The organism is Micromonospora radicis, from assembly GCF_003583405.1.
GTDB lineage: Bacteria > Actinomycetota > Actinomycetes > Mycobacteriales > Micromonosporaceae > Micromonospora > Micromonospora radicis.
The window spans coordinates 1-19,691 of sequence record NZ_QXEC01000016.1 but is presented as its reverse complement, the minus strand read 5'-3'; the positions used below and the strand labels follow the sequence as shown (position 1 = coordinate 19,691).

Genomic DNA, 19,691 nt, shown 5'->3' with positions numbered 1-19,691 from the left:
GACCGTACCGCACCCGAATTGCGCGTGTCGATGCCTGTGGAGAACTGATCCGGCCGACGGGACGCCGGCACCGGGGCCGGCACGAACTGCCGGTCAGCCCTTCCAGAGGGCGAGCATCATGGCTTCGACGGCGATCCGGGGTTTGACGTTGGCCTCGATCGCGGTCCGGCAGGCGAGTACCGCCTCCAGTCGCCGCAACGCCCCCTCCGCCTGCCAGCTACGCGCTGCGGCGTCGGCCAGTTCGGCCGTGTCCGCGTGCACCGGCGCCACCGGCGCGCCCAGCGCCATGGTCAACGCGTCCCGGTAGAACGCGGCCAGGTCGACCAGGGCCCGGTCCAGCGCGTCCCGCTGGGCGCGGGTGGCCCGCGACTTCTGCCGCCGTTCCAGCTCCTTCAGCTGCCCGGCGGAACCCCGGGCGGCGCCCGCCGCACCCCGGCCGGTGCCACCGGCACCGAGCGCGGTCTCCAGTGCCGCGCGTTCCGCCGCGTCCGTCTCGGCGACCGACGCATCGGCCTCCGCCTCGGCCGCCTCGATCAACGCGGACGCCGCGTCGAAGGCGGCACCGACACCGGTCAGCCGACGCGGCACTGCGAGTACCGCCTCCCGTCGGGCCCGGGCCTGTGGGTCGTTGGCCAGCCGCCGGGCCCGACCGACGTGCCCCTGGGTGGCCGCCGCCGCCCACCGGGCCACGTCGGGCGCGATCCCGTCCCGTCGGACCAGCACCTCGGCCACCGCTTCGGCGGGCGGCTGCCGCAGCGGTACGACCCGGCAACGCGACCGAATCGTCACCGAGATGTCGTCCGGGTGGGTGGAGGGTGCGCAGAGCAGGAAGACGGTCCGGGGTGGCGGTTCCTCGATTGCCTTGAGCAGCGCGTTCCCGGCCGCCTCGGTCAACCGGTCGGCGTCCTCGATGATCACGATCTGCCAGCGTCCGCCGGACGGCGTGCTGGCCGCGCGGAGCACCAGCGCCCGCATCTCGTTGACGCCGATGGAGAGCCCGTCGGGCACCACCAGCCGTACGTCGGCGTGCGTGCCGCCGAGGGTGGTGTGACAGCCGGGGCACTGCCCGCACCCGGTGCCGTGTACGCACTGCAGGGCGGCGGCGAAGGCCCGCGCCGCGACCGACCGGCCCGAGCCGGGCGGCCCGGTGAAGATCCACGCATGGGTCATCCCCGCGCCCGGATCGTTTCCGGCCAGCACGTCGGCGGCGGCGGCCGCGGCACGGCGCAGCGTTTCCACCGCCTCGTCCTGGCCGACCAGGTCGGCGAAGGCATCCCGGCCGACCCGGTCGGCGAAGGCATCCGACATCAGGTCCGCTCCGTCGTCACCAGCTCCGTTGGGGATAACTCGGCCTGCGCCGAGGTGTCCGGGCCGCTGGCCGGCGGGGGATGCTCGACGCCGCCGGGGGCGAGCAGGTCGGCGACCCGCCCGGCGACCCGCTCGGCGATCTCCTCGACCGGTCGTCCGGCGTCGAGCACCAGGTACCGCTTCGGGTCGGCGGCGGCCAGATCGAGGAAGGCGTACCGGACCCGCTCGTGGAAGGCCAGCGACTCGGCCTCCAGCCGGTCGGCGGCCTGGTTGCGCTCGGCGACCCGGGACAGGCCGGTACGCGGGTCGACGTCCAGCAGCACCACCAGGTCGGGCTTGAGCCCACCGGTGGCCCAGGAGGAGAGCCAGGAGACCTCCTCGACCGGCAGCGTCCGGCCGGCACCCTGGTACGCCAGGGACGAGTCGACGTACCGGTCGCTGATCACCACCGCGCCACGGACCAACGCGGGCCGGACCACGGTGGCCACGTGGTGCGCCCGGTCGGCGGCGTAGAGCAGGGCCTCGGCGCGGGGTGAGGGTGCGTCCTCGGCGGAGGTCTCCAGCACCAGCGAACGGATCCGTTCGCCGACGCCGGTCGCGCCCGGCTCCCGGGTGACCACCACGTCCCGGCCCTCGGCCCGCAGCCGCTCGGCGAGCTGGGCCAGCTGGGTCGACTTGCCGGCGCCCTCGCCGCCCTCGAAGACCAGGAAGAGCCCGGCCGAGACGAACGGCTCCGCGGGCATCAGCGGACGGCCCCGGATCGAACCCCACAGGTCGGCCAGGACCGGTACGCCCTTCTTGTCGTCCATCTGGCCGAACGCGCTGATCCCGGCGAAGATCCCGGCCGCGCCGGCGGCGAGCAGCAGCAGGCGGGTGGCGGAGACCGAGATGCCCAGGTCGGCGATCTCGAAGGTCCGGGAGCCGCCGACCCCGGCGAGCAGGCTGCCCAGCGCGATCGCCAGGATCAGCACCAACCGGGTACCGATCTGCACGACGGCGAAGACCCGGCCGCGTACCTCGTCGGCGACCTCGCCGCCGAGCAGGGTGGTGCCGGAGAGGAAGGCCATCCCGGCACCGGCGCCGACCAGGATCGCACCGACCAGTGCCATCGACAGGTGGAAGGCGAAGGCCAGGGTCATCACCGAGGCGCTGGCCAGCACGATGCTCATGCCGAACCAGCGGCGCCGGGACATGTCCCGCACGATCGTCGGCCCGAGCCCAATGCCGATCGCCAGACCCACGAAGATCGCCCCGAAGAGCAGGTAGAAGGCGGCGTCTCCGGCGCCGAGCGAGTTGGCGAAGAACCGGGCGGTGCCGATCACGATGCCGCCGCCGGCGAAGGCGCCGAGGATGCCTAGTACCAGGCCGCGGACCAGCGGGGTCTGCCCGATGAACCGCCAGCCCTCGGCGAACTGGCGGAACATGCTCTGCTCGGTGCGGTCCTGCTCGGCGGTCTGCCCCTGGCTGATCTCCTTGATGCCGAACGCCACCACCACGGCGGTGGCGAGCCGGGAGAAGGCGTTGAACCAGAGCGCGAGTTGGGCCGGCTCGGCCCAGGCGGGCATCTCGCCGCCGGTGGCCCCCCGGACGATGCCGTCGAGCGAGGAGAGCACGATCGCGGCGAGGACCGGGGTCAGGCCGTACGTGGTGATCAGGGTGAGCTGGTTGGCGGTCTCCAGCCGGGCGCGCGGAATGAGGTTCGGTACCGCCGCTTCCTTGGCCGGGATCCAGAGCAGGGTGACGGTCTCGATCAGGAAGGTGGCGATCGCGGCCCAGCTGACCACCCGGGCGCCGCTGGCGCCGGTCAGGGCGTAGAGCGGGATCGAGGCGAACAGCACGAACCGCAGCACGTCGCAGATGACCATGGTCCAGCGCCGGTCGAACCGGTCGGCGAGCACCCCGGCGAACGGGCCGAGGACCAGTGCGGGCAGCAGCCGGATGGCGATCACGCCACCGAACGCGGCTCCCTTGGCGGTGTTGCCCTCCACCTGCGCGGCGGCGAAGACGCTGGTGGCGAGCAGGCCGAGCCAGTCGCCGAAGGAGGCCGCGCCGAGCACGATCCAGAGCCGGCGGAACGGCCGGATGCGCAGCACGGAGCGGATCGCGGGATAGCCGGTCAGATCGGCCTGGCCGCCCCCGGTACGGCCGGCCGGACCGGGGGGCTGGCTCCCGGCCTGGCCGGCGGGCTGGCTCGTGGACGGCGACACGCCGGACGACTCGCCGTTGAACTGGCTTTCGATGGCCGTACCTCCACGTGCCGGCCCATCGCTGGGCACCCCCGGTGGAACACTCTAGACCTGGCGGGGACCGCTCCCCGTCAAGCCTCGCCTGCTCGCCGCAGCCTAGGCCGCTGGTGCCAGCCGGCCCAGTCCCGGCCCGACGGGCAGATGCGAGGCTATTTCGCATTCACCGTTTCACAGTTAGCGTGCACACGTGGCCACCGACAGCGAGAACCTGCGCCACCGGCTGGACCGGGCGACCCGGCATCTCGATCCCCCGTACGCGGTGGTGGACCTCACCGCCTTCGACACCAACGCCCAGGCGCTCGTCGCCCGGGCCGGCGGCAAACCGCTGCGGGTCGCCAGCAAGTCGCTGCGCAGCCGTGAGCTGATCACCCGCGCGCTGGCCCGACCGGGCTGGCAGGCGGTGATGGCGTTCACCCTGCCCGAGGCGATCTGGCTGGTCCGTACCGGCGTCACCGCCGACGCGCTGGTGGCCTATCCGACGGTCGACCGGTCGGCGCTTGCCGAACTGGCGGCCGACGAGGCGCTCGCCGCGGCCGTCACCCTGATGATCGACGACCCCGACCAACTGGACTTCTGCGACACGGTACGGGCCCCGAGGGACCGACCCGAGCTGCGGGTCTGTCTCGACCTCGACGCCTCCTGGCGCCCGTTGGGCGGCCGGCTGCACGTCGGGGTACGCCGGTCACCGGTGCACAGCGCGCGGGCCGCCGGCCGGTTGGCCGCCACCGTCAACCGCCGGCCCGGCTTCCGGTTGGTCGGTCTGATGTCGTACGAGGCACAGATCGCCGGCCTGGGCGACGCACCGCCCGGTCAGGCGGCGCTGGGTGCGGCGATCCGGCTGGCCCAACGCGGGTCGTACCGCGAGTTGCTGGCCCGTCGTGGTGCGGCGGTGGCGGCGGTACGCGAACACGCCGACCTGGAGTTCGTCAACGGCGGCGGCACCGGCAGCGTGGCCGCGACCAGCGCCGATCCCGCGGTCACCGAGGTCACCGCGGGATCGGGCCTGTACGGGCCGACGCTCTTCGACGGGTACCGCAGTTGGCGGCCCACCCCGGCGGCCTTCTTCGCCTGCGCGGTGGTCCGCCGACCGGCGCCCGGGTTGGCCACCGTGCTCGGCGGCGGCTGGATCGCCTCCGGTTCGGCCGCCGACAGCCGGCTGCCGCGGCCATGGCTGCCCACCGGGCTCAAGCTGCTCGGCGCCGAGGGGGCCGGCGAGGTGCAGACCCCGCTGACCGGCCCCCCGGCCACCACCCTGCGCGTCGGCGACCGGGTGTGGTTCCGCCACGCCAAGTCGGGTGAGCTGTGTGAACGGGTCAACGAACTGCACCTGGTGGACGGAGACGGGGTGGTGGCCACCGTGCCGACCTACCGAGGCGAAGGTCGAGCTTTTCTCTGAGCACGTCGCACCCCGACGGTGGCGAGGTTCCGCTCCCCAACCGTGAGCCGTGCTCGTCGGAGACTCGGCGGGCGGGGCGGGGTGTCCGCCGAGATCGCGCGCCGGATGGTGGGACGTCAGGCGGGCTGTGCCGCCGCGTCCACGGAGTCGACGATCTGGTCGTCGGCCGGCTTCGCGGGCTGCCCGACCGGCGGGTGGCCGCCGTCGCCCCGGAAGTCGACCTGGCGGTGCAGGTAGTCGCGGATGAGCGCCTTCGCCTCGGCCAGCACCCGCTCGTCGCCGTCGGACTTGCGACGGAACGCGAGCTTGATCAGGGCGTCCGCCACCTCCACCGCGATCTCCAGGTGGAAGCGCAGGTCAGGCACGTCGGCGAGGCCGAAGCGTTCGGTGAGCACCCGGCCCAACTGGTCGGCGATCACCCCGTTGTTGTCGCGCTGCTCATCGAGCAGATGCAGGTCGACCACGTCGCCGAAGTGCAGGGTACGGAACCCGGGAACGGTGCGGTGCATCGTGATGTACTCGTCGATGCCTGCGTCGACGCCGTCCCACCAGTCGGTCAGGTCGTCCGAGGCGAAGCGCTCGTCGAGCCGCTGGAGATAGGACTCCATCGTGCGCAGGGTCAGCGCCTGGACGATCGCCCGCTTGTCCGGGAAGAACTGGTAGACCGACCCGATCGCCACCTCGGCCCGCTCGGCGAGCAGGGTGGTGGTCAGCCCCTCGTACCCCACCTCGTCGACGAGTTCGGCGCAGGCGTCCAGCATCCGCTGGACTCGCGCGACACTACGACCCTGCACCGGTACCCGGCGCAGCGGCCCGGTCGTGGCGGCTGAAGTGGACACTCGCCACCCCCTCTCGACGGATGAACATATCTACACGTCACCGGATCGTGACTACCGGTACAACGAGCGGATCTCGATTGCGGTGTTTACCAGGGACAACGTTCCTGATATGAACTCGGTTCATATTCACTTCGAGGAGTGCTGATGCCCAGAACCGCGCCCGCTGACACCGTCGCCTGGTCCAACTGGGCCGGCAACCAGCGCAGCACCGCGACCGCCGTGCTGCGCCCCACCAGCATCGCCGAGGTCGTCGAACAGGTCCGCACTGCCACCGAGGCCGGTGCACGAATCCGCCCGGTCGGCAGCGGCCACTCCTTCACCCCCGTCGCGGTCGGCGACGACCGACGGATGGACCTGGCCCGACTCGCCGTCGACGTACGCGTGGACGCGGAGCAGCGCCTCGTCACCGTACCGGCCGGGATCACCCTGCGGCAGCTGAACGGGTTACTCGCCAGTCACCACCTGGCCCTGCCGAACCTCGGCGACATCGACGCGCAGACGCTCGCCGGGGCGATCTCCACCGGCACCCACGGCACCGGCGCCGCCTACGGCGGCCTGGCCACCTTCGTCGCGGCGCTGACCCTGGTCACCGGCACCGGCGAGGTGCTGCACTGCTCCGCCGACCAGCACCCCGACGTGTTCGACGCCGCCCGGATCTCGCTCGGCGCCCTCGGCGTACTCGTCGACGTCACCCTGCGCTGCGTGGACGCCTTCGTGCTGCGTGCGCACGAACGCCCGGCCACCCTGGACACCGTGCTGGCCGAACTGACCGACCTGGTCGGCGCGCACGACCACGTCGAGTTCTTCTGGTTCCCGTATACCGACCGGACCCAGCTCAAGATCAACGATCGGGTACCCGCCGACGACCGACCACTGCCCCGCTGGCGCGGCTGGCTCGACGACGACTTCCTGGCCAACACCGTCTTCGCCGGCGCCTGCCGGCTCGGCCGCGCGGTACCGGCCCTGGCGCCACCGATCAGCGCCCTCACCGCCCGGGCGCTCAGCGAACGCGTCTACACCGGCCGTTCCGACGCGGTCTTCTGCAGCCCGCGCCGGGTCCGCTTCCTGGAGATGGAGTACGCGCTGCCCCGCGCTGCCCTACCCGAAGCCCTCGACGAACTGCGCCGGATCATCGACCGGCTGCCGTTCCGGGTGCTCTTCCCGGTCGAGGTACGGTTCGCCGCCGCCGACGACATCTGGCTGTCGCACTCGTACGGGCGCGACTCCGCGTACGTCGCCCTGCACCAGTACCTCGGCATGCCGTACGAGCCGTACTTCCGGGCCTTCGAAGAGCTGGCCACCGAGCTGGGTGGCCGGCCGCACTGGGGCAAACTGCACTGGCGCGACGCCGCGTCGCTGGCCCCCGCCTATCCCCGCTGGCAGGACTTCCAGCACGTCCGCACCCGGCTGGACCCGCACCGGACCTTCACCGTCCCGGTCCTCGGCTGATCCCCCTCCCGTGGTTCCTGGTACGAGACCACCCCCGGCAGGGCGCCCTCGTACCAAGAACTCGGAAAGGTCAGTCGGCGCTGGCCGCGGGGGCCTTCCGCGGGGCGGACTTGGTCGGCTTGGCGGCTGCGGCCTTGGCCGGAGCGGCCGCCGCGGCCGTCGCCTTGGCGGGCGCCTTCTTGGCCGTCGCCTTGCTGGTGGCCTTGGCCGGGGCCTTCTTCGCCGCGGTCTTCTTGGCCGGGGCCTTCTTCGCCGTCTTCTTCGGCGCCGGCCCCTTCGCGCGCTTCTCCGCGAGCATCTCGGAGGCCTCCTCCAGGGTCAGCGCCTCCGGCGTCTGGCCGCGCCGCAGCGAGGCGTTCGTCTCCCCGTCGGTGACGTACGGGCCGAACCGGCCGTCCTTGATGACCAGCGGCTTCTCGGTCAACGGGTCGGCGCCCATCTCCCGCAACGGCGGGGCGGCGGCGCGGCGCTGGCGGGTCTTCGGTGCGGCCAGCAGCGCCAGCGCCTCGTCCAGCGTGACGGTGAACATCTTGTCCTCCGAGTCCAGTGAACGGAACTCGTCACCACGCTTGACGTACGGGCCGTAGCGGCCGTTGTTGGCGAACACCTCGGCGCCGTCCGGCCCCACCCCGATCAGCCGCGGCAGGCTGAGCAGCCTGAGCGCGTCGTCGAGGGTGAGGGTGTCCGGCGACTGGGAGCGCAGCAGCGACGACTTGCGTTCGCCGCTGGCCACGTACGGGCCGAACCGGCCGGACTTGAGCAGGATCGGTTCGCCGGTGGCCGGGTCGTCACCGAGCTTGCGCTCGCCCCCGCCGCCGAGGAACAGCTCGTGCACCTTCTCCGGGGTCAGCTCGTCGGGCGCCAGGCCCTCCGGGATCGGTGCGCGGTCGCCCGGGGTGCCGCCCTCCTCGCCCTCCGCCTTCGGCGCCGGCTGCTCGCCGGGCACGGCCCGCTGGAGGTACGGCCCGAAGCGGCCGACCCGCACCACCACCTCACGGCCCTCGTCGTCGGTGAACAGCGGGATCGAGTTGACGCTGCGCGCGTCGATGTCGCTGAGGTTCTCGGTGACCAGCTTCTTCAGCCCGCCGGAGCGGGCGATGTCCTGGTCGCCGACGCCGTTGGTGGTGCCGAAGTAGAACGCGGTGAGGAAGTCCACCGCCGCGTGGTCGCCCCCGGCGATCTCGTCCAGCTCGTTCTCCATGCTGGCGGTGAAGTCGTAGTCGATCAGGCGCGGGTAGTGCCGCTCCAGCAGCCCGATCACCGCGAACGCCAGGAACGACGGGATCATCGCCTGGCCGCGCTTGACCACGTACCCCCGGTCCTGGATCGTCTGCATGATCGAGGCGTACGTCGACGGCCGGCCGATGCCCAGCTCTTCGAGCGCCTTGACCAGCGACGCCTCGGTGTAACGGGACGGCGGCTGGGTGTGGTGGCCCTGCGCGGCCAACTCGTCGGCGGTCAGCGGCTGGTCCTTCACCAGGTTCGGCAGCCGGCGCTCGGCGTCCTCGGCCTCGGCGTTCTCGTCGTCGCTGGACTCGACGTACGCGCGCAGGAAGCCCGGATCGGTGATGGTCTTGCCGGTGGCGCCGAAGTCCGCCTCCTCGCCGCCGGTGCTGGTGGCCCGGATCCGCACCGAGACGCTGGACCCGACCGCATCGGTCATCTGGGAGGCGATGGTCCGCCGCCAGATCAGCTCGTAGAGCTTGAACTCCTCGGCGGACAACTCCTTGGCCACCTCGCCCGGGGTACGGAAGTTGTCCCCCGCCGGGCGGATCGCCTCGTGCGCCTCCTGCGCGTTCTTCACCTTGCCGGTGTAGCGACGCGGCTCCGGCGGCACGCTGCGCTCGCCGTACAGCTCGACGATCTGCCGGCGGGCCGCCGCGATGGCGGTCTCCGACAGGTTCACCGAGTCGGTGCGCATGTAGGTGATGTAGCCGTTCTCGTAGAGACGCTGCGCGGTACGCATCGTCTGCTGCGACGAGAACCGCAGCTTGCGGGCCGCCTCCTGCTGGAGGGTCGAGGTGATGAACGGCGCGTACGGGCGACGCCGGTACGGCTTCTCCTCGACCCGGGTGACGGTGAACGGCCGCCCTTCGAGCCGGGCGGCGAGCCCGCGTGCCCCGCTGGAGTCGAGGTGGACGACCCCGGCGCCGGGCTTCACGCGACCCGTGGTGGGTTCGAAGTCCTTGCCGGTGGCGATCCGGTCGCCGTTCAGCGCCACCAGGGTGGCGTTGAAGGTACGCGGCCCCTCCCCGGCGTTCGCCACGGCCAGGCTCGCCAGGATGTCCCAGTACTCGGCGGTGCGGAAGGCCATCCGCTGCCGCTCCCGTTCGACCACGATCCGGGTCGCCACGGACTGCACCCGGCCCGCCGACAACTTCGGCATGACCTTCTTCCACAGCACCGGGGAGACCTCGTAGCCGTAGAGGCGATCGAGGATGCGCCGGGCCTCCTGGGCGTCGACCAGGTCGCGGTCGATCTCCCGGGGGTTGGCCACCGCCGCCTGGATGGCCGGCTTGGTGATCTCGTGGAAGACCATCCGCCGGACCGGCACCTTCGGCTTGAGCGTCTCCACCAGGTGCCAGGCGATCGCCTCGCCCTCGCGGTCCTCGTCCGTGGCCAGGAAGATCTCGTCGACCTCCTTGGCCAGCTTGGTCAGCTTGCTGATCTGCTGCCTACGGTCGGCGGAGACGACGTAGAGGGCGTGGAAGCCGTTGTCGACGTCGACGCCGAGCCGGGCCCAGGCCTCACCCTTGTACTTCGCCGGCACGTCGGCGGCGTTGCGCGGCAGGTCGCGGACGTGCCCGAAGCTGGCCTCCACGACGTACCCCGGGCCGAGGTAGCCCGAGATCGTCTTGGCCTTCGCCGGCGACTCGACGATGACCAGACGGGTGGTTCCAGCTTTGCTCGGCACTTCGGTTTCGACCCCATTCCTGCTCATGGCCGCGCCAGCGCCCGATTCGGGGCGCACTCGACCCACCGATACCCAGCGGTCCGGATGTCCAACGTAACGCGCCGTCCGTGTTTCGGGTTTCGCGGGCGGCAATCCGCCCGGGACGATCCGTCGTCACGCCGGACGGCGTCACCGTACACCCTGAGTAGGGCGTCCAGCGGGTCACTGTGACCAGGGCAGCCCCTCGGTGGAGGTGCAACCCGGCCGATTCTCCTGGTGTTCCCACACTCGCGGCTGTCCCGGATCGGACAGCCGGAGCCCGGTCAGTCGCGCTCCGGCCAGGCTCCGGCGGGCGCGGCGGGCGGGCGGTCGCCGACCAGTTCCGCCAGCCGCCGCACCCGGTGCCGCCCGGCAATCCGGTAGACGGGACCGCCCGCGCCCGGCTCCACCAGCTCGCCGGTCAGCCCGGCGGCGGTCAGGGCCGCGCCGACCGTCGTCCACCAGCCCGGATCGTTGCCGCCGAGGTGGAGCCGGAAGTCCGGCGGGTCGGCCAGCCCGGCCGCGGCGAGCCAGAGTCGCAGCCGTCGGCCGTCGAGCTGGAAACCGGCCGGCGGCGGCTGCGTCGGACCGCGCAGCCACGCCGCGGCGAGCGGCACCAGCGTGCGGGCGTACGCGGTCCGGACCGCGTACCGCTGGTCCTCGGTCGGCGCCCAGGTCGCCCGGACACCCCGCCGGGCCAACTCGGCGACGAGTACGTGCACCCGCCAACCGGCGTCCACCACGACCGACAGCCGGGCCGTGCCGCCCATCCGGTGCACCTCGCCCGGACCGGCCAGCAGCCCGGCCAGATCGGCGACCGACGGTTCGGCGGTCTCCGCACCGAAGAAGACCAGCTGCCGGTCCCCGCCGGCCGGCACGGCGGGCTCCGCCCCGGGCGGCTGCTCGACGGGATCGCTGCCCGACTCCGTCGGCTCCTCGCCGGGCCGCCGCCCGGCCCGGGTGCGCCGGGCCGCCCGCGCGGCCGGCGTGGGTACCGGGAACGTCACCGGTAGCGGTAGCGCCGCCGGTGTGTCACCGGAGCCGCTCAACGGCATTCGGGTACCTCGTCGAAGGCGCGCCTCAACTCCTCGGAGCTGAGCCGGCTGGTGTCCAGCGCGCTCGCGTCGTAGTCGGCCTGCAGGGTCGTCACCGCGGCCCGGACACCGTCGTAGAAGGCGCCGGCCTCACCGGTGCCCAGCCCGTCGATGGTGCTCCGGGCCCGACCGTAGGCGTCCCGCATCGAGGCGAGCGAGGCCCGGAAGCCGGCGGAGATCTCCGCGCCGCTCTCCACCGTCGGCACGCCGGCCTGCTCCACCTTGCGGCGGGCCTCCTCGCTGGCCTGTTCGGCCCCGCCGAAGAGCCGGACCAGGTTCTCCTTGGCCTGCGCGGGGGTGGTCTGCGCGGTCATCTGCTCGTTGGTGCTGTTGGTCAGCTTGCTGATCTCGGCCCGCCAGGGGGTCAGCGCCGAGCACACCGAGGCGGCCCACGTCCGGGGACTGGGACCGCTGGCCCCACAGCCGGCCAGCAGAACCAGCGTGGCCAGGACCACCGTCAGCTTTCCGGCGGCGCCCGCCCGGCACGTACGCATGCGTTGCAGCGTACGGCTTCGGCAGACGGTCGGCACCGGTCAGCCGGACGGCCCGCAACGGCGACGGTCCCCGGTCGGCGGTGCCGACCGGGGACCGTGACCGCGTACGGTCAGGCCTTGATCTGCTCCGGGCGGGGATCCGCGGTGCCGGAGCCGCTGTCGGAGTCCACGCCCAGCGCGGTGCTCTTGCGCTTGCTGAACACCACCGCCCCGACGATGATCAGCGTCGCCACCACCGCGATGGTGATCCGCAGACCGACGTTGCGGTCGTCGCCGATGCTCCACGCCACCACGGCCGGCGCGATCAGCAGCGAGACCAGGTTCATCACCTTGAGCAGCGGGTTGATCGCCGGACCGGCGGTGTCCTTGAACGGGTCACCGACGGTGTCACCGATGACCGTCGCCGCGTGCGCATCGGAGCCCTTGCCGCCGTAGGCGCCGTCCTCGACCATCTTCTTGCTGTTGTCCCAGGCCCCGCCGGAGTTGGCCAGGAAGACCGCCATCAACGTGCCGGCACCGATCGCCCCGGCCAGGTACGACGCCAACGCGCCCGGCCCGAGACCGAACCCGACCGCGATCGGCGCCAGGATCGCCAGCAGGCCGGGGGTCAGCAGCTCGCGCTGCGCGTCCCGGGTGCAGATGTCGACGACCTTGCCGTACTCCGGACGCTGGGTCCGGTCCATGATCCCGGGCAGCTCGCGGAACTGCCGGCGCACCTCCATCACCACGGCGCCGGCCGAGCGGGAGACCGCGTTGATGGCCAGGCCGGAGAAGAGGAACACCACCGCCGCACCGATGATCAGACCGACCAGGTTCTGCGGGTTCGCCACGTTGAGGGCGTTGAGGATCTCGGCGCTGACGTCGGTCACCCCGGCGTCGGCGTACGCGATGCGCAGCGTGTCGGTGTACGACCCGAACAGCGCGGTCGCGGCCAGCACCGCGGTGGCGATCGCGATGCCCTTGGTGATCGCCTTGGTGGTGTTGCCCACCGCGTCCAGCTCGGTGAGCGTACGGGCGCCGTGCTCGTCGATGTCGCCGGACATCTCGGCCACGCCCTGGGCGTTGTCGGAGATCGGGCCGAAGGTGTCCATCGCCACGATCACGCCGACGGTGGTGAGCAGACCGGTACCGGCCAGCGCCACGGCAAACAGCGAGAGGGTGATCGAGCCGCCGCCCAGCAGGAAGGCGCCGAAGACACCGGCGGCGATGAGCAGCGCCGAGTAGACCGCGGACTCCAGGCCGACGCTGATGCCGGCGAGGATGACGGTGGCCGGGCCGGTCTGCGAGCTGGCGCCGATGTCCTGCACCGGGCGCTTGTTGGTCTCGGTGAAGTAGCCGGTCAACGCCTGGATGGCGGCGGCCAGCACGATGCCGATGACGACGGCGCCGATGACCACGCCACGCGGGCCGAAGGGCGGGTCGCCGCCGTCCACGCCGAGCGCGGTGCGCCAGTCGTCGCCGAGCTGGGCCGCCCAGGACGGCTGGAGGTAGGCGAAGGTGGCCACCCCGACCAGCACCGCCGAGATCACCGCGGAGAGGTAGAAGGCCCGGTTGATCGCGGTCAGGCCGTTGCGGTCGGAGGCGCGCAGCCGGGTGATGAAGACGCCGATGATGGCGACCAGCACGCCGATGGTGGAGATGATCAACGGCAGCACCAGGCCGTCGGTGCCGAACGCGGCACGGCCCAGGATCAGCGCGGCGACCAGGGTGACCGCGTACGACTCGAACAGGTCGGCGGCCATGCCGGCGCAGTCACCGACGTTGTCGCCCACGTTGTCGGCGATGGTGGCGGCGTTACGCGGGTCGTCCTCGGGGATGCCCTGCTCGACCTTGCCGACCAGGTCGGCGCCGACGTCGGCGGCCTTGGTGAAGATGCCACCGCCGACCCGCATGAACATGGCCAGCAGCGCGGCGCCGAAGCCGAAGCCCTCCAGCACCGTCGGCGCGTCGCCCCGGAAGATCAGTACGACCAGCGCGGCGCCGAAGAGGCCGAGTCCGACGGTGAGGAAGCCGACCACACCACCGGTCCGGAAAGCGATCTTCATGGCCGACTCCCGGCCACCTTCACGTTCCCGCGCGGCGGCGGCCACCCGCAGGTTGGCCCGGGTGGCCAGCCACATGCCGGCGCCACCGATGAAGGCACTGAACCCGGCGCCGACCACGAAGAAGAGCGAACGGCCGATCTTCACCGCGGTCTCGCTGCCGTCGGTGTCGTGCACCGGCAGCAGGAACAGCAGCACCACGGCGATCACCACGAAGATCGCCAGGGTCCGGAACTGCCGGAGCAGGTAGGCCGAGGCGCCCTCCTGAACGGCCCCCGAGATCTCCTGCATGTTGGTGGTGCCCTTGCCGGCGGCCAGCACGGTCTTCGTCAGCGCGGCGGCGAAGGCGAGCGCCACCAGGGCGATCACCGCCGCGATGACCACGTACGTGACGTTGGCTCCGGTCAGGGAGATGGCGCCGCCGCCCTCGGCGGCCAAGGTGTCGGACATCTGTGTCCTCCTGTGCCGAACAACGCGCCGGCCGGTGGAGACGCACCGCCCGGCGCCTGGATGCGAAGTTTGCAAGTGCGCGCCGGATCAGCCCGGCGAACCAGCGACGGACGCCCATCTGTGCTGGCTGCCCGATGGATCACTTGCTGACAACCCGCGTACTGTAGCCGTCCGCCGTGTTCGAGGTCACACCCAGGGTGCAGCATGTCACGATGATCTTCGTCGCTGTGTTATGAACCGAAATCTGATATAGGGACGGATCCATGGCGATGCCGCCGCATTCCCTGCTCAGGGAAGGCGGCGGCACGACGTTCAGGAACGCGACTACCGGCGGCGGCCAGCGGGTGTCCGCGGCGACGGCGCCCAGCGGGCGTCGGCGTCGGCGGTCAGCGGCCGAGCGGCCACACCATCCGGACCTCGGTGCCGATGCCGTCATCCACCGGGCGGACCTGAAGATCCTCGACGAAGCCGGCCAGCAGGGCGAAGCCCACACCGGTGGTCAGATCGTCCTCGTTGAGCGACTCGTTGGCCAACTGGTCGGCGTCCAGCGCGGCGAGGCCGATACCCGTTTCGATCGGCGCCCGGTCCACCACCCGCACCGCGTACGTCCCGGCGTCGGACATCTCCACCAGCACCGGGTCGGTCAGGCCGTACTGCCGGTGCAGGGCGACGGCGCGGGTACACGCCTCACCGATCGCCAGCCGCACCTCGTCGAGCAGGTCCTCGCGCACCCCGGCCCGCCGGGCGACCGCCACCCCCACCAACCGGGCGGTACGCACATGCACCGGCGCGGGCGAGAAGGCAAGCCGAACCGTGGCCATCACGCGCCGGCGCCGGTCGCCGCTTCGACCGTGGGATGCAGTGGGAAGACCTGGTCCAGCGCGGTGATCCGGAAGATCTTGAGCAGCGGCTCCTTGTCGCAGACCAGGGCGAAGGTGCCGTCGGCGGTCCGCAGCCGCTTGAGCGCGCCGACCAGCACACCGAGCCCGGTGGAGTCGAGGAAGTCCACCCGACCCAGGTCGACGATCACGTGCCGGGCGCCGCCGTCGATCAGTTCGAGTAGCCGCTCACGCAGCCGAGGGGCGGTGTACACGTCCACCTCACCGCCGACCTCGAGCACCGTGTGCTCCCCCACGGTGCGGGTCGCCAGCGACAGCTCCATCGGTCCTCCCTCGGCGCCGTAAACTCTCTGGGCATCTAACCACTACCCCCGAAGTCGCCTGACGACTCACCGGGGCCGGACATCCCACACCCGGCGCGCGGATTTCCGATTTCCGAACACCAGTGCGAGAGTGCAGGACGTGACCTCGGCAGCCAGCGTATCCGCCGGCCGTGGCCGCGAGCCGGGCCCCGCGGCGGCGCACACGGCCACGACCGTCGCGCCGGGCGACCTGCTGCGCCGGCTGCGGCAGCGGCACGCCACCGACCCGGTCACCCACGTCGAGCGGGTGCCGCCCCGGACCGGGGTGCCGGCCCCGTGGCCGCAGTGGGTGCCGGAACAACTGCGCGCGGCGTACGCCGGGCGTGGGGTCACCGCGCCGTGGCGGCACCAGGCCGAGGCCGCTGGCCTGGCGTACGACCGGCAGCACGTCGTCGTCGCCACCGGCACCGCCTCCGGCAAGTCGCTGGCGTACCAGTTGCCCGCGCTGGCCACCCTGCTCGCCGACCCCCGCGCCACCGTGCTGTACCTGGCACCGACCAAGGCGCTCGCCGCCGACCAGTTGCGCGCCGTCGCCGAGCTCGACCTCGACGACGTACGTCCGGCCTGCTACGACGGCGACACACCGCGCGCCGAGCGGGAGTGGATCCGCCGGCACTCGCGGTTCGTGCTGACCAACCCGGACATGCTGCACCACGGCATCCTGCCCGGCCACGCGCAGTGGTCGGGGTTCCTGCGCCGGCTGGCGTACGTGGTGGTCGACGAGTGTCACGTCTACCGGGGCGTCTTCGGATCGCACGTCGCCCACGTGCTGCGCCGGCTACGCCGCCAGTGCGCGCGGTACGGGCGCGCCGCCGGGCCCACGTTCGTGCTGGCCTCGGCGACCTCGGGTGATCCGGCCGCGACGGCCGGGCGGCTGACCGGCCTGCCGGTGGTGGCCGTCGCCGAGGACACCTCGCCGCGGGCCGGGGTGACCTTCGCCCTCTGGGAACCGCCGCTGCTGCCCCCCGACCCGTCCGCGTCGCCATCGCCATCGGTGACGTCGGCGCCATCGGCGGCGGGATCCGTCGCGGCGGCCGTCACGGCGCCGGCACCGCGCCGCACCCGGGACGCCCGGCCGTCGCCCGGCCCGCCGCCGACCCGACCCGACGCGGGCCCGCCGCCGACCCGACCTGACGCCGCTGCCGCCGCGGCGCCCCCCAGCGGCCCGCCGGAGGACGCCGGTGCCCCGCCGACGGCCGATCTCACCCAGGTCCGCCGGTCGGCGCTGCGGGAGACCGCCGACCTGCTCGCGGACACGGTCGCCGCCGGTGTGCGTACGTTGGCGTTCGTGCGCTCCCGGCGCGGCGCCGAGGTGGTGGCGAACAACGCCCGACGCGGGCTCGACGAGGCGGTACCGGGGCTCGGCGACCGGGTCGCCGCGTACCGGGCCGGCTACCTGCGCGAGGAACGCCGGGAGTTGGAACGGGCCCTGCTGCACGGCGACCTGCTCGGGCTGGCCTCTACCAACGCGCTTGAGCTGGGGGTGGACCTGGTCGGGTTGGACGCGGTGCTGATCTGCGGCTATCCCGGCACCCGGGCGTCGCTGTGGCAGCAGGCCGGCCGGGCCGGCCGCTCCGGGCAGGAGGCGCTCGCGGTGCTGGTCGCCCGCGACGATCCGCTGGACACCTACCTGGTGCACCACCCGGAGGCCATCTTCGGGGCACCGGTGGAGGCCACCGTGCTCGACCCGGCCAACGCGTACGTACTCGGGCCCCAACTGGCCTGCGCGGCGGCCGAAGCCCCGCTGACCGAGGCCGACCTGGAACTCTTCGGCGCCGGCGCGAAGGAGGCGGTCGAGGCCCTGGTCGAGGCGGGCGCGCTGCGGCAACGGCCGACCGGTTGGTACTGGCGCCATCGGGAGCGACCGGAGGTGGACCTGCGTGGCGAGGGCGGCGCCCCGGTCTGCGTGGTGGAGGCGGCGACCGGCCGGCTGCTCGGCACCGCCGACGGCGGTTCGTCGCACTTCCTGCTGCACCCCGGCGCGGTCTACCTGCACCAGGGGGTGTCCTATGTGGTGGACGCGCTCGACCTCGACGACGGGTGCGCGCTGGTGCGCCCCGAGGAGCCGGACTGGTCCACCCACGCCCGGGACGTCACCTCGCTGTCGGTGGTGTCGGTGCGTTCGTACGTCGACGCCGGGCCGGTCGGGCTCTTCCTCGGGGAGGTGGACGTGACCAGCCAGGTGGTGTCGTACCAGCGGCGCCGGATCGCCACCGGCGAGGTGATCGACACGCGCCCGTTGGACCTGCCGGCGCGGGAACTACGTACCGTCGCGGTCTGGTTCACCCTCTCCCCGGAGTCGCTGGTCGGGGCGGGGGTGGATCCGGCGGACGTGCCGGGTGCGCTGCACGCCGCCGAGCACGCCGCGATCGGGCTGCTGCCGTTGGTCGCCACCTGCGACCGCTGGGACATCGGTGGGATCTCCACGGCTGTGCACCCGGACACCGAGGCGCCGACCGTGTTCGTCTACGACGGGCATTCCGGCGGTGCGGGCTTCGCCGAGCGCGCGTACGGCATGGCCGCCGCCTGGCTGCGGGCCACCCGCGACGCGATCGAGGAGTGCGGCTGCGAGGCCGGCTGCCCGTCCTGCGTGCAGTCGCCCAAGTGCGGCAACGGCAACAACCCGCTGTCCAAGTCGGGCGCCGTACGAGTCCTCGACGTGGTGTTGGCGAACCTGCCGGAGTGATCCGGCGGGCAAGAATCCGATGTCTCCGGCATGAATCCGGTGCCCGCCGGGCATTGCTCGATGGGAGCGCTTCCATCGAGCATCATTCTTAGCGTTCCCGTGTCGTCGCCGTTTGCATGGAGGAGGGGCCGTGGCCGACACCATCGCCGAGACCGTCGACCTGCTCTACACCATCGACCAGGAGAAGCTCAGCATCGACCAGCAGATCGCGCTGGGTACGGCGCTGGCCACCCTGGCCCAGGCCGAGCGGCTCGATCAGATCAACGAACGACTGCGGAGCATCCAGCAACTGCTCACCAACTGGTCCCACCGGTCGACCGTCGACGGCGTCCGCTGACTCTCCACCCGATCCACCCAGACCGCACTCCACGTCGGCGTCCGCGGTCGGGACCACGGCGGATTGCCTGGCTGTGCGACACTCCGGCGCACCAGTTGAGGAGATCTCATGCAGCTCGATAACTTGCAGACCCAGCACCAGTTCCACATCCGCCAGCGCATCCGGTTCATGGTCAACCAGTACGAGGTGCACAGCGTCGCCCCGGATGGCTCCGAGGGCGGGCTGCTGGCGTTCGCCCAGCAGAAGCGGCTCGCCTTCAAGGAACAGGTGACGATCTACACCGACGACTCGAAGCAGCAGCCGCTGCTCGGCTTCAAGGCCCGGCAGCGTCTCGACCTCGGCGCCACGTACGACGTGACCGACCACGCCGGCAACCCGATCGGCCTGTTCCGCAAGGACTTCGCCCAGTCGCTGCTCCGCTCGACGTGGCACGTCGAGCAGGCCGGCCTGCCCGCCGTCACCGGCCAGGAGCGGAGCATGCCGGTGGCCCTGCTGCGCCGCTTCGTCGACTCGCTGTCCTGGCTGCCGTACCACTTCGACTTCGTCGCCGAAGGCCAGCCGGTCTTCTCGGTGATCAAGAAGTGGGGCCTGCGCGACCGGTACGTCGTCGAGATCCAGCAGCCGCAGATCGACCGCCGCCTGGTGATCGCCATGGCCATCGCCCTCGACGCCCTCCAGGGTCGCTGACCATCCGCCCGCGGCGGCTCGCTCCCGGTAACGAGCGGGCCGCCCGGGCGGGACTTGATCCTCGACCTGGTCGAGGCCCGACGATCGTCGGGTCAGTGGGTCGACGATCGAACGGGAGCGGCGATGGACCTCGGCAATCCGGTGCTCAAGCTGTGCCAGGACGGGATGCGGGCGGAGGCCGACGGGCAACCCGCAGACGCTCGACGGTTGTTCGAGCAGGCGTGGGCGCGGCGTACCGACGACTACGACGCGTGCGTCGCCGCGCACTATCTGGCCCGGCAGCAGGACGATCCTCGGGAGACCCTGCGCTGGAACCGGGACGCACTGCGGCATGCCGAGGCCGTCGGTGACGCCAGCGTCGCCGCCCTCTACCCCTCACTCCTGGTGAGTGTGGCGATGGCCTACGAACGGCTGGGCGAGAGCGACGCCGCGCGGGAAGCCTTCGAGCACGCAGCCGAACATCTGCCCGCCCTGCCCGCAGACGCGTACGGCCAGCATCTCCGCACAACCATCGCCGACCGAACCACCTA

At 72.2% G+C, this 19,691-nt stretch carries 15 protein-coding genes; 6 read left to right on the top strand and 9 right to left on the bottom strand.

All coding sequences use genetic code 11. The features are described from left to right. Nucleotides 1–93 precede the first annotated feature (93 nt). On the bottom strand, nucleotides 94–1,308 hold the full coding sequence (locus tag D2L64_RS17200; RefSeq protein ID WP_119577781.1) for a DNA polymerase III subunit delta': 1,215 nt from the start codon (nucleotides 1,306–1,308) through the stop codon (nucleotides 94–96). Next, nucleotides 1,308–3,584: a dTMP kinase gene (gene tmk / locus D2L64_RS17195; protein ID WP_407663124.1), complete on the bottom strand. Its 2,277-nt coding sequence runs from the start codon at nucleotides 3,582–3,584 to the stop codon at nucleotides 1,308–1,310. The genes D2L64_RS17200 and tmk overlap by 1 nt, the downstream gene beginning before the upstream one ends. Nucleotides 3,585–3,741: 157 nt before the next feature. On the opposite strand from tmk, the gene D2L64_RS17190 reads away from it, so the two are divergent. Beyond that, a complete protein-coding gene (locus D2L64_RS17190; RefSeq protein WP_119577777.1) occupies nucleotides 3,742–4,950 on the top strand; it encodes an amino acid deaminase/aldolase in 1,209 nt (402 codons plus the stop codon). Between the two features lie 116 nt (nucleotides 4,951–5,066). Here the strand turns inward: D2L64_RS17190 and D2L64_RS17185 are convergent, their stop codons facing one another. Beyond that, nucleotides 5,067–5,711: a TetR family transcriptional regulator gene (locus D2L64_RS17185; protein WP_119577775.1), complete on the bottom strand. Its 645-nt coding sequence runs from the start codon at nucleotides 5,709–5,711 to the stop codon at nucleotides 5,067–5,069. Nucleotides 5,712–5,933: 222 nt separating this feature from the next. Between D2L64_RS17185 and D2L64_RS17180 the strand changes: the two genes are divergently transcribed. Further along, nucleotides 5,934–7,238, top strand: a complete 1,305-nt coding sequence (locus tag D2L64_RS17180; protein ID WP_119578003.1) for a D-arabinono-1,4-lactone oxidase — start codon at nucleotides 5,934–5,936, stop codon at nucleotides 7,236–7,238. Nucleotides 7,239–7,308: 70 nt separating this feature from the next. On the opposite strand, the gene topA is transcribed toward D2L64_RS17180, so the two are convergent. From topA to D2L64_RS17150, 6 genes are all read right to left on the bottom strand, one after another. Next, the gene (topA, locus tag D2L64_RS17175; RefSeq protein WP_119577773.1) at nucleotides 7,309–10,152 is read right to left on the bottom strand and encodes a type I DNA topoisomerase; all 2,844 of its coding nucleotides are present in this window, start codon (nucleotides 10,150–10,152) and stop codon (nucleotides 7,309–7,311) included. A 302-nt stretch (nucleotides 10,153–10,454) separates the two neighbouring features. After that, the gene (locus D2L64_RS17170) at nucleotides 10,455–11,225 is read right to left on the bottom strand and encodes a hypothetical protein (RefSeq protein ID WP_199714588.1); all 771 of its coding nucleotides are present in this window, start codon (nucleotides 11,223–11,225) and stop codon (nucleotides 10,455–10,457) included. After that, nucleotides 11,216–11,758 carry a hypothetical protein gene (locus D2L64_RS17165; RefSeq protein WP_119577771.1) on the bottom strand — a complete coding sequence of 181 codons (543 nt, stop codon included), beginning with the start codon at nucleotides 11,756–11,758 and terminating at the stop codon, nucleotides 11,216–11,218. The genes D2L64_RS17170 and D2L64_RS17165 overlap by 10 nt, the downstream gene beginning before the upstream one ends. A gap of 110 nt (nucleotides 11,759–11,868) precedes the next feature. Next, complete coding sequence (locus tag D2L64_RS17160) at nucleotides 11,869–14,250, bottom strand: sodium-translocating pyrophosphatase (protein ID WP_119577769.1); 2,382 nt, start codon at nucleotides 14,248–14,250, stop codon at nucleotides 11,869–11,871. Between the two features lie 386 nt (nucleotides 14,251–14,636). Next, complete coding sequence (locus tag D2L64_RS17155; protein WP_119577767.1) at nucleotides 14,637–15,071, bottom strand: ATP-binding protein; 435 nt, start codon at nucleotides 15,069–15,071, stop codon at nucleotides 14,637–14,639. Further along, the gene (locus D2L64_RS17150) at nucleotides 15,071–15,412 is read right to left on the bottom strand and encodes an STAS domain-containing protein (protein ID WP_119577765.1); all 342 of its coding nucleotides are present in this window, start codon (nucleotides 15,410–15,412) and stop codon (nucleotides 15,071–15,073) included. The genes D2L64_RS17155 and D2L64_RS17150 overlap by 1 nt, the downstream gene beginning before the upstream one ends. A 130-nt stretch (nucleotides 15,413–15,542) precedes the next feature. Here D2L64_RS17150 and D2L64_RS17145 point away from each other — a divergent pair, with 130 nt between their 5' ends. The 4 genes from D2L64_RS17145 to D2L64_RS17130 all read left to right on the top strand — a co-directional run. Continuing rightward, nucleotides 15,543–18,137, top strand: coding sequence for a DEAD/DEAH box helicase (locus tag D2L64_RS17145; protein ID WP_325049914.1), 2,595 nt, complete (start codon nucleotides 15,543–15,545; stop codon nucleotides 18,135–18,137). A 130-nt stretch (nucleotides 18,138–18,267) separates the two neighbouring features. Next, nucleotides 18,268–18,474: a hypothetical protein gene (locus D2L64_RS17140; protein WP_119577762.1), complete on the top strand. Its 207-nt coding sequence runs from the start codon at nucleotides 18,268–18,270 to the stop codon at nucleotides 18,472–18,474. Nucleotides 18,475–18,582: 108 nt separating this feature from the next. Beyond that, nucleotides 18,583–19,161 carry an LURP-one-related/scramblase family protein gene (locus D2L64_RS17135; protein ID WP_119577760.1) on the top strand — a complete coding sequence of 193 codons (579 nt, stop codon included), beginning with the start codon at nucleotides 18,583–18,585 and terminating at the stop codon, nucleotides 19,159–19,161. 123 nt (nucleotides 19,162–19,284) lie between these two features. Further along, on the top strand, nucleotides 19,285–19,691 hold a 407-nt coding region (locus D2L64_RS17130; RefSeq protein WP_119577997.1), incomplete at its 3' end, for a hypothetical protein.